Genomic DNA, 4814 nt, shown 5'->3' with positions numbered 1-4814 from the left:
GAATCACGTAGTTTGTCTACGCTCATCGGGTCTCACGCCCTGGCCGCCTAGCGGCAACTTCAAGGGCTGTGGGTATATTCATATCGACTTTAGCCGGCGGATACAAATGTACATCCATTTGTGGATAGGGGATGCTGATATGATTCGCATCTAACGCTCGCTTAAAGTTTTCCATCAAATCCCAGTACACCTCAAATGAATCAGCGTTACTGCTCCACACCCGCACGATAAAATTTAACGAAGACGCAGCCATCTCATTTAAACGGATCGTCACCCCTCTGTCGTGTATGATGCGATTATCCGCGGCGACAATATCCCCTAATATTTTTTTTACCACATCAATATCTGCATTGTAAGCCACGCCCAGGATGATCTCAGTACGACGTTCCGGATCGCGCGTGGTATTGATGATATTGCCACTGATAATCTTACCGTTGGGTACCACCACAATTTTGGCATCAGGTGTGCGCAGGGTAGTGGAAAAAATCTGTACTTGTAATACCGTCCCCGCTACACCGCCTAAATCGACATATTCACCGACACGGAAGGGACGCAATGCGACTAACAATACGCCTGCGGCAAAATTAGAAAGCGAGCCTTGTAATGCTAAGCCAACCGCTAAACCGGCGGCACCTATTACCGCGATGACGGAGGTGGTTTGCACACCCAGACGACTTAATACCGCAATGATAGTAAAAGCTAAAATACTGTAACGTATTATAGCCGATAAAAAATCGGCCACAGTGACATCGATAGCTTTTAGTTTCATCACGCGGTTAGCCGTGCGTGAGATCACTTTGGCGACAATCGACCCGATGATGAGTATCAACAGTGCCGCTATCAGATTGACGGTATATTGCAGCAAGAGATCTTTATTGTTTAATAACCAGCTTCCTAGGTTATTAAAGCTGGTAACGACGTTTATTGGTTCCATTATCCACCCAATATGATCATAACCTCCGACGTGACGCGAATTCGGCGTTGCGCGGTGCTCGCAATCCTCATGTACTGGTATGGCAACGAAGGTTGCTGCGCGCCGGGCGCCTTGAGTTCACGCCACGTGGGAGGTTATGCGCGAAGTCTAAAAAGTATGATCAAGCAGCGTCGGCTACTTATAATACATCGACCGCATTGAGATCCTTGAAGGCTTGTTCTAAACGGGTCACCATGCTTGTTTGAGCTGCTCTCAGCCATACTCGGGGATCATAATATTTTTTATTCGGTTTCTCCTCTCCCTCTGGATTACCAAGCTGCCGTTGCAAATAACCTTCGTTTTTTTGGTAATATTGCAGCACCCCCTCCCAGCTCGCCCATTGGGTATCAGTATCAATATTCATTTTGATCACGCCATAGCCGATAGCTTCTCTGATCTCTTCCCTACTCGAGCCGGAGCCGCCGTGAAAAACAAAGTTCAAACTGTTATCCGGTAGGTGAAATTTCTCGGAAACATGTTGTTGGGAATTGTGCAAAATTTTTGGCGTTAACTGTACGTTACCGGGTGTATACACCCCATGAACATTGCCAAAAGCAGCGGCAATAGTGAAATTGGGGCTGATGGCGTTTAATTTTTCATACGCATAAGCCACCTCTTCGGGTGGCGTATAAAGTTTAGAATTATCCAAGTGGCTGTTATCGACCCCGTCTTCTTCACCGCCAGTAAAACCGAGTTCAATTTCTAGTGTCATGCCGATTTTTGCCATACGTTTTAAATATGTTTCACAAATGGTGATATTTTCTTCTAACGGCTCTTCCGATAAGTCGATCATATGAGAAGAGAACAACGGCTTACCTGTGGCGGCATAATGTTTTTCCCCTTCATCAAGCAGGCCATCTAACCAAGGCAGCAATTTTTTCGCACAATGATCAGTATGCAAAATAACCGGCACGCCGTAATGTGCAGCCATTTGATGCACATGATGTGCGCCGGAAATAGCGCCAACAATAGCCGCTTGCTGACCTTCTAATTTTACGCCTTTGCCTGCGATGAAAGCGGCGCCGCCATTGGAAAATTGAATAATCACAGGTGCTTTTACTTTGGCTGCGCTTTCTAATACAGCATTGATAGAATCGCTATTGATACAGTTGACTGCTGGTAATGCAAAGCCTTTTTCTTTTGCGTAGGTGAAGAGTTTTTGTACATCATTACCTGTAATAACCCCAGGCTTTAAGAAATTAGGAATTTCTGACATGTTATTTGTCCTATTTGTCAGCCAATCAATAGACCTCTTCGGAAACTTACTGCGTGACACGGATCCTGCGTTGCCCGGTGCGCGCAATCCTCATGTATTTATATACACTCCGGTTGCTGTGCGCCGGGCGCCTTGACTCCGCATCACTCGCTACGGTTTCCAAAGAGATCTAATAAAATGAAATGCTTTAACAGGCTGATTTAACCTGTTTAGCACGTGCTTCTAGCATCGCCACGGCCGGTAATTTTTTCCCTTCAACAAATTCGAGAAAAGCACCACCTCCAGTAGAAATGTAAGATATTTTATCAGCAATACCAAAAAGATCTATGGCCGCTAGCGTATCTCCCCCACCAGCGATAGAAAAGGCGCTACTGTCAGCGATTGCTCTTGCTAAAATTTCAGTGCCTTGGCGAAAATTAGGGAATTCAAAAACACCCACAGGACCATTCCACAAAATGGTTTTGGCGTTTTTGATAATGTTAACCAGATTCTGGATAGAAGCATCACCCAGATCGAGGATTTCTTCATCATCGTTAATATCTGTCACGGGTTTCACTACCGCTACCGCATTTTCAGAAAACTCAGTGGCGACACGAACATCTATTGGCAAGGGGATATTACAGGTTTTTAACAGTTCTTTGGCGTGCGGCAACAAGTCTTTTTCATACAACGATTGACCGACGTTATGACCTTGAGCGGCAACAAAGGTGTTTGAAATGCCACCGCCGACAATCAGTTGATCGGCGATCTGCGCTAAGCTATCCAACACCTTGAGTTTAGAAGAAACTTTAGCGCCGCCGACAATCGCCACCATCGGGTGCGCTGGGTGATCTAAGGCGGTGGCCAATGCCGTCAACTCTGCTGATAACAATGGCCCTGCACAAGCGATAGGGGCAAATTGGCCAACGCCGTGCGTTGATGCCTGCGCACGATGTGCGGTGCCAAAAGCGTCCATCACATAAACATCACAAAGTGCGGCGTATTTTTTTGCCAAGGCTTCATCGTTTTTTTCTTCGCCTTGATTAAAGCGCACGTTTTCTAACACCACCACTTCACCCGCACCTACCTCAACCCCATCAAGATAGTTTGTGGCTAAACGCACCGGAATCGACAGTTTTTTTTGTAAATAATGCACGATGGGAAGGAGTGAAAAAGCGTCGTTATATTCGCCTTCAATCGGTCGCCCCAGGTGAGAGGTCACCATGACATGCGCCCCTTTATCTAGTGCGGCTTTGATCGTCGGTATTGATGCGTCAATACGCGCTGTGGAAGTGATTTCCCCCTCTTTAATCGGTACATTGAGATCGGCTCGGATCAGTACACGTTTCCCTGTTAGGGCTAAATCAGACATATTAATTACAGACATGTTATAACCTCTTTTTAATGCGTTATACCCTTCGCCTTTCAAGTTACGGCTGCGTTGGCTGTTCGCACTCATCCTCTGTCATGTACTATCTGTACACTCCTGGGATTCGATTGATTGCCGCCTTGCCGTAACTCGAAATTCATTGGGTATAAAATCCGCTTTTCGCCATGGCTAAGGTGGTATCCAACATTCTATTGGCAAAGCCCCATTCATTATCACACCATACTAAGGTTTTAATCAGATGTTGTCCGCTAACCCGGGTTTGTGTGCTGTCGACAATAGCACTGTGTGGATCATGGTTAAAATCGGTCGAAACCAAGGGTAATGTGGTGTAATCGACTATACCATGAAACGCTTTTTGTGCTGCCTGTTGTAAGCATTGGTTGACTTGCTCAACTTGCAAGGTTTCAGTGACCATTACCGTTAAATCGATAGCGGTGACATTAATGGTGGGTACCCGTACGGAAATGGCTTCAAATCTGCCCTTAAATTTGGGCAAAATACGAGCAATGCCAGCAGCCAATTTGGTATCGACAGGAATAATGGATTGACTGGCGGCACGCGTGCGGCGTAAATCTTGATGATAGGCATCAATCACCGGTTGGTCATTCATCAATGAATGGATGGTGGTCACCGCGCCGGATTCAATCTTATAGGCGTCATCCAGTATCTTAATAATGGGAATGAGGCAATTGTTGGTGCAAGAGGCGTTAGAGACAATTTTATGTTCAGCCAGTAAATGCTGATGATTAACACCATAAACCACGGTGGCATCTAAATCGGTTGCTCCTGGATGGGCAAATAACACCTTTTTAGCCCCGGCGGCCAAATGCGCTTTACCGTCTTCACGACTGCCAAAAACACCACTACAATCCAAAACTACATCGATGTTTAACCTATGCCAAGGTAAATCTTTAATTTCAGCTTGGTGCATTAAGCGGATAAAATCGCCATCGACATAAAGACCATCATTTTTCAAGCTCAGCTCACGAGCAAAGCGCCCATGGCTTGAATCATATTTCAATAAATGTGCCATCGCCTCGGCACTGGCCAATTCATTGATCGCCACCACCGATATGTGGGCGCGTTTATCCGATTCATACAGCGCCCGCAAAACGTTACGACCGATACGCCCGAAACCATTGATTGCGATGTGGATTGTCATATGATTACCTACTGATATCCCCTTCGTCTTTGAAGTTACGGCGGCGTTGGCTGCTCGCTCTCATCCCAGTCATGTACTACCTGTACACCCCCCA

Annotated in this window: 4 protein-coding genes; all 4 read right to left on the bottom strand. The window is 46.1% G+C overall.

Annotated elements, in window-relative coordinates; genetic code table 11:
• Positions 1-22 precede the first annotated feature (22 nt).
• The 4 genes from mscS to epd all read right to left on the bottom strand — a co-directional run bounded on the left by mscS (position 23) and on the right by epd (position 4720).
• Positions 23-934: a small-conductance mechanosensitive channel MscS gene (mscS, locus tag REG_RS10065; RefSeq protein ID WP_006705546.1), complete on the bottom strand. Its 912-nt coding sequence runs from the start codon at positions 932-934 to the stop codon at positions 23-25.
• Between the two features lie 178 nt (positions 935-1112).
• Complete coding sequence (gene fbaA, locus REG_RS10060; protein ID WP_039908865.1) at positions 1113-2189, bottom strand: class II fructose-bisphosphate aldolase; 1077 nt, start codon at positions 2187-2189, stop codon at positions 1113-1115.
• Between the two features lie 187 nt (positions 2190-2376).
• Complete coding sequence (locus REG_RS10055; RefSeq protein ID WP_039908867.1) at positions 2377-3555, bottom strand: phosphoglycerate kinase; 1179 nt, start codon at positions 3553-3555, stop codon at positions 2377-2379.
• Positions 3556-3694: 139 nt separating this feature from the next.
• Positions 3695-4720: an erythrose-4-phosphate dehydrogenase gene (gene epd, locus REG_RS10050; RefSeq protein WP_006705543.1), complete on the bottom strand. Its 1026-nt coding sequence runs from the start codon at positions 4718-4720 to the stop codon at positions 3695-3697.
• Positions 4721-4814 lie beyond the last annotated feature (94 nt).

The organism is Candidatus Regiella insecticola LSR1 (assembly GCF_000143625.1).
GTDB classification, from domain to species: domain Bacteria; phylum Pseudomonadota; class Gammaproteobacteria; order Enterobacterales; family Enterobacteriaceae; genus Regiella; species Regiella insecticola.
This window is presented reverse-complemented; position numbering and strand designations above follow the sequence as displayed.